General features: G+C 48.1%; 3 protein-coding genes. All 3 read left to right on the top strand.

The annotated features are described in order from the left end of the window. The first annotated feature begins 459 nt into the window (after positions 1–459). Positions 460–1,596, top strand: coding sequence for a nucleoside hydrolase (locus ACY692_RS14200; RefSeq protein WP_462326037.1), 1,137 nt, complete (start codon positions 460–462; stop codon positions 1,594–1,596). Positions 1,597–1,927: 331 nt separating this feature from the next. Further along, positions 1,928–4,240, top strand: coding sequence for a right-handed parallel beta-helix repeat-containing protein (locus tag ACY692_RS14195; RefSeq protein WP_462326036.1), 2,313 nt, complete (start codon positions 1,928–1,930; stop codon positions 4,238–4,240). Positions 4,241–4,290: 50 nt separating this feature from the next. Next, positions 4,291–4,508: hypothetical protein (locus ACY692_RS14190; RefSeq protein WP_462326035.1), on the top strand; the 218-nt coding region annotated here is incomplete at its 3' end.

Below are 4,508 nucleotides of genomic sequence, written 5' to 3'. Positions count from 1 at the left end.
GTATCCATAAACAACATGCCACACCATCGCCGAGCCATGACCTACAGGACCTTCCAGGGCTGACACGTTCATGCATGCTTAAGGAGCAACCCCCTCCTTACAGCGCTTGTTTAGAGGGTAAAATGGCCGTTCTAAGCGGTGAAAAAGGCTTTTTTTAGGATTTTTATAATAATATTCCAGAAAGATAACGAGGTTCGACCCCGATAAACGCTAGAAAGAAATTCAAACGAAATATTTTGGTAATCATGGATGAGATACATGAAAGTAATAGCTAAGCGTAAAATCACATAAATGGCATTGGATGAGATAACTACAAAGGAAAAAAAACAAGGGCTTGAATATACAGCTCAGTAATGATCAGCGAGTGCAACTCATGGTTGCATAAATCGGCTGAAATTATTACATGCTTTTTTTGGCTGAAGCAAATCCACTAATCCAGTGTATAAAAAGGGTGTAGATATGACAAAAAAAACTTTCCAATGGTTTTTTACAAAAATTTTCGTACTTGTTTGCGCTGGTTGTCTGCTTGTTTGTACCACCTGTTCCGCCGTCAACGATTCTGTTGTCGAATCAAAGCAAAAATCGACACGGGTAATCATTGATACGGATGTGGATTCTGACGATGCAATGGCCATTTTATATCTTATGAACGTTCCAAATGTCGAGGTTATCGGCGTGACGGTTACCGGGACGGGGTTCATGAATCAAATCCAGGGAGTTCCGGTGGCTCTGAAACTGGTTCGGCTGGGGGGCATGCCCACCATTCCGGTTTCTTACGGTGCGGATAGGGCGATAGTCCCGTTTGGCGGCTTTCCGGCTGCTTGGCAGCAAAGCGCTTTGGATTTTTACGCTTCCGCCGGGTTGCCCGATATCACGGTGCCGCCTAACCCACTCCCCTCCGCACAACTTCTCATCGACCTGGTGCGTAACTTGCCAGAAAAGGTCACGATTCTGGCACTTGGACCCATGACCAATATCGCGCTGGCACTGCAGAAGGACCCCAGCATTGCGGATAATATTGAGCGCATCGTCATGAGTGCTGGAGCATTTGCCCCCCACCCCGGCAACTTTGTTGACCTAACTCCGCAAACAGTGATCGAAAAAACAGGGTCCTACAGATCTCAGACGAAAATGATGGAAAAAATGAAATCGGCTGAATACAACGTTATTCTCGACGCGGCTGCATTTTCGGTGATACTACAGTCCGGCATTCCTGTTCTTATATCGCCTCTCAATGCTTCAGATCAGGCAAAGGTCACCGATACGGTACTTGATCCACTCAAAAACGTTGATAAACCAGTGGCAAAATTTATTGTGAAGGTTATTCAGCCGCTACTTGACCAGAAGGTGTCTACATATTTTTGGGATCCTGTTGCCGCATCAATTGTTGCGAACCCCAGCATTTGCACCAATCTCCAGAAAAAAAATATTGCCGTAGAGATTGATAACGACAAAACGTATGGTACGACAATGGAGAATCCTTACGGCAATGAAGTAGATGTTTGTTTCGACATTGATGCAAAGAATTTTTACAAGAGCTTCATTGAGACCATAAAGACTGCACCATACTCTAATGCGGCCAAGCCGCAGTTTTAAGTTTTGAGTTTTAATTCTTAAATTCAAACGGATGTAGAATTATCTTGGCTCCTCGCTGTTTCGTGTGGGTAAGAAAAAAATCAAGCAGCACAGGGGGGATAGCTTTCCGAGTCAGAGCGAAGATTGCGCTTCCCTCAAGGAGCACGGCGAACCGTGCTCCGACAAACGCCGACTGCCCGCAGGGATTTTCATCCCTGCGGGCAGTCGGCGTTTGTGCATTTCAAGGCAGAGAAAACAATGCTGGCAATTTTTGTTCATACATGTCAGACAAAATCATCATATCTATTACCAGATGTGTCGACCGCCAACCATATCACAGGGGAGATATCGAGTGCGAACAAAAAAGGTTATCACTTGTATCGTCATCTATTGTCTGCTCACAGGCCTCGCTGCCTGCGAGCTTAACGACTCGAACTCCAACAGTGATGTGCCGGTTAAAAACCTCTGGGTTTCCACTACTGGGAGTGATTCTCAGGATGGGGGCCGGGAGACTCCTTTCGAAACAATAGCCAGAGCCCAGCAAGAGGTACGGAAAATCAAGGCTGATTTTGATGGTGACATTGAAGTCAGCATCATGGGGGGAGAATACAGGCTGAACAATCCGCTGAGATTTACCGCTCAGGACTCGGGACGAAACGATTTCACAATCACCTACCGGGCAGCGGATAATGCAACTGTTTCCATCCTTGGGTCAAAAAAGCTGACAGGCTGGCAACCCCACGATGTATCCAAAAATATTTTTTATACGGATGATACGGATGATATGGATGGTTCCAGACTGACATCAAGACAGCTCTATGTTGACGGAATGAGGATGACCCGGGCCAGGACCGAAGAGTATCCGGGGGGATTCATGCCCCATTTCGGATACGACAAAGACAATCCGGAAAACAGCGATTCCGGAGGGATACTCTTTATTCCCTTGCAAAATATGGATGGAACACCGGATCAAGATTGGCCTGATCCGAATACGTGGAAAAACGTAGAGCACATCGAGGCGGTTTCTCTTCCCCAATGGAAGATGCAGCGGGTACCCCTCAAAAAAATTACACATTTTCCGGATTACAACAACACCTGCACATCTCCCCTGGAAAACCTTGCCTTCTATATCCACGAAATCGCCATAGACATTTCCGAGCATGACTACCTGCACTACGACCTTTCGCAATGCGGCCTTATTGAACTGCAGGAACCGGCCTGGCAAAACGCAAACATCTATCTGGATTCAAACGCATCCAAAACAAGTATATGGAGTTTTTTCAGAGTGGCCTTCTTTGAAAATGCCTATCAGTTTCTGGATGAACCAGGCGAATGGTATCTGAATGAGAGTTCAGGGCGCTTATATCATATCCCGACAAACGATACAGACATCACCCAGGCAACAGCCGAGCTGCCCATCCGTGAACAACTGCTCACGGTCCAGGGAACGGCAGATGAGCCGGTACGCAACCTGAGCTTTGAAAATCTGACCTTTGCCTACGCCACCTGGATGGGACCCAGCAATGCGACCGGGTACATTGCCGATCAGAGCGGCTGCATGGTCACAGGTACGGACAATGGGTACAATATCATCGGCCACGCCCAAAAGGTCGAGGAAACCCCGGGCAATATCCATCTGGAGTATGTCGACAATATCACCTTCAGGGGAAATATCTTCGAGCATCTGGGGGCGGTTGCCCTGCACGTTGGCTCCGGTTCCAGCAACTGCCTCATTGAAGACAACCTGTTTGAAGACATCTCGTCCTCGGCCATCTGGCTGGGGGGCGTGCAACAGGAAGATTACAATCCCGGACCGGGCCAGCTGACAGCCAACAACACCATCGCCAATAATCTGATCAGATACACGGGGCAGGAATATTATGACTCGGCCGCGATATACGCCGGTTTTACCCGCAATACCAGCATAGACCACAACACGATCATGCACGTTCCCTGGTCGGCGATGGCTCTGGGATGGGGTTGGGGGCTTCTTGATCCCGGGATCAACCTGGGCCTTGCCGGAGCCACTCCCGGGATGTGGGGAGAACACCAGGACTTCACTCCCAATAGCCGCAACAGAATAACCAACAACCGCACCTACGCGACACTGGAAAAACTCTGGGATGCCGGGGCGGTGTATACCACCGGTTATCAGGGGACCAGCGAGGATGACGCGCTACTCATAGAAGGCAATGTCTTTGCCGATAAAAAGCCATCCGGGGGCGGCAATACCATCTACAACGACGGCATGAGCAGGTACGTCATCGCCAGAAATAACGTCATGTACAATAATCCTCAGGGCAAGGCATTCTTTGGCGATGATATTGAACAAAACGATCCTTTTTACATCCAATATGCCATAGTTTCCGCAATGAACACCATCGACTACGGCCTGGACACGGGTGGATGCCGCACCTACGGAAACATTACCTACGAAGATAACTTCTGGTTCTACAATACATTTTTCAGCATATGTCCTTTTACCTATAACGGAATCAATTTTCCGACCTCTCTCAACTATACAAACAATCTCAATATAACTGAAAACGTAGCCAGCGCCCAAAAAATTGCCGACAATGCAGGAGTCTATGCCAGACCTGCTTCCATCTCTCAATCACGATGGACTCTCCCCCCGCGCACAATCACTCTGGATACTACATATTGAAATAACAAGTTTTATACGACGACAAACGTTAACAACGGCCTGGAGCTGCTATGAACAGACATGCGTTGAAATTTTGGTGCTGTTTTGGAATATTGCTATCACTGATGGTGATTTGTGGCTGCGTAGACGGGGATGACGATACGTCAGGGAAGGTTCGGGTTCTGCACCCCACTTCCGCAAACGACCAGGAAGTTGCTCGCACAGTCACCATCAACCCGGAAGCCAAGGAATTCATTTTCACCGGTATGAACGCGGCCGGCGATGTTCT

It is taken from the genome of Desulfoplanes sp. (assembly GCF_054921335.1).
The sequence above is the reverse complement of the archived record's forward strand: the minus strand, read 5'-3'. Positions and strand labels throughout refer to the sequence as shown.

What these genes read in the sequence shown, in the direction of transcription:
- ACY692_RS14200 (WP_462326037.1), top strand. Translation starts at nt 460, where the DNA reads ATGACAAAAAAAACTTTCCAATGGTTTTTTACAAAAATTTTCGTACTT.